At 70.9% G+C, this 1,187-nt stretch carries 2 protein-coding genes; both read right to left on the reverse strand.

The window, feature by feature from the left end:
* A partial coding sequence (locus tag Y694_RS21915) for a Rieske 2Fe-2S domain-containing protein (RefSeq protein WP_036236736.1) occupies positions 1-228 on the reverse strand: 228 nt, incomplete at its 3' end.
* A 30-nt stretch (positions 229-258) separates the two neighbouring features.
* Positions 259-1,187: PDR/VanB family oxidoreductase (locus Y694_RS21920; protein WP_409072501.1), on the reverse strand; the 929-nt coding region annotated here is incomplete at its 5' end.

The raw sequence follows: 1,187 nt of genomic DNA on the forward strand, positions 1-1,187 counted from the left end.
GCACGCCACCTCGTCGCCGATCCGCTTGCCCAGGTGCAGCGGCGCGAAGCGGTGCGGGCAGCGATCGTGCAGCGCCACCGCCGTGCCGTCCTGCTTGCGGTAGATCAGGATCGAGGTGTCCAGGATCTTGCGGTGGAACAGCGCCTGCGCTCCCACCTCGGTGGACAGCGCCGCCACGTACCAGGCGTTGGTCAGGTAGGACTGCTTCAATTCGATCTTCTGCTCCATCTTTCTGTCTCCTGAGGGGGTGCCGGAACACTAGAAATCGATCACCAGTCGCGCCGACTTCGAGCGCGAGCAGCACGGCGTGAAGCAGTCGTTGGCGGCGTGCTCCGCAGCGCTGAAGTACATGTCGCGGTGCTCGGGCTCGCCCTGCACGACACGCATCACGCAGGTGCCGCAGACGCCCTGCTCGCACGACACCGGCACATCGATGCCATGGGCGGCGAGCGCCTGCACCACGCTCTGGCCGGGCGCGACCGGCACCACCCGCCCGCTGCCGGCGATCTGCACCTCGAAGCCGCGGTCCGCCGAGCTGTCGACCGCAGCGCCCGCGAAGTATTCGTAATGGATGTTGCCCTCCGACCAGCCCAGCGCGCGGGCGGTCAGGATCACGTGGTCCATGAAGCCCTTCGGTCCGCACACGTAGAGGTGGGTCGTGTCCCCCGCCTGCGCGAGCACCGCGCGCGCATCGAAGCGCTGCGCGGCATCGCCGTCGTCGAAATGGAAGTGCACCTGCGCGGCAAACGCCGCGGCCCGCAGCCGCGGCACGAAGGCGGTGCGCGCCGGGGTGCGGCTGCAGTAGTGCAGCTCGAACGACGCGTCGGCACGCGCCAGCTGCTCGGCCATGCTCAGGATCGGCGTGACACCGATGCCGCCCGCGAGCAGCAGCGTGTGGCGCGCCGGGACCAGCGCGAAATGGTTGCGCGGCGCACTGATGCGCAGCCGGCTGCCAGGCAGCAACTGCGCGTGGGCGCTGCGCGATCCGCCGCGCCCCGCCGCCTCCAGCAGCACGCCGATCCGGTAGTGGCCGCGCTCGGCCGGGTCGTTGCACAGCGAGTACTGCCGCACCATGCCGTTCGGCAGTTCCACGTCGATGTGCGCCCCGGCGTCGAAGCCCGGCAGCGGCCCCCCCGTCGGCGCGCCGCAGCTCGAAGCTCGCCACGCCCTCGGCCGCCGTCTCGCGC

Origin of the sequence: Methylibium sp. T29-B, from assembly GCF_000576225.1 — a bacterium.
Classification (GTDB): domain Bacteria; phylum Pseudomonadota; class Gammaproteobacteria; order Burkholderiales; family Burkholderiaceae_C; genus Methylibium; species Methylibium petroleiphilum.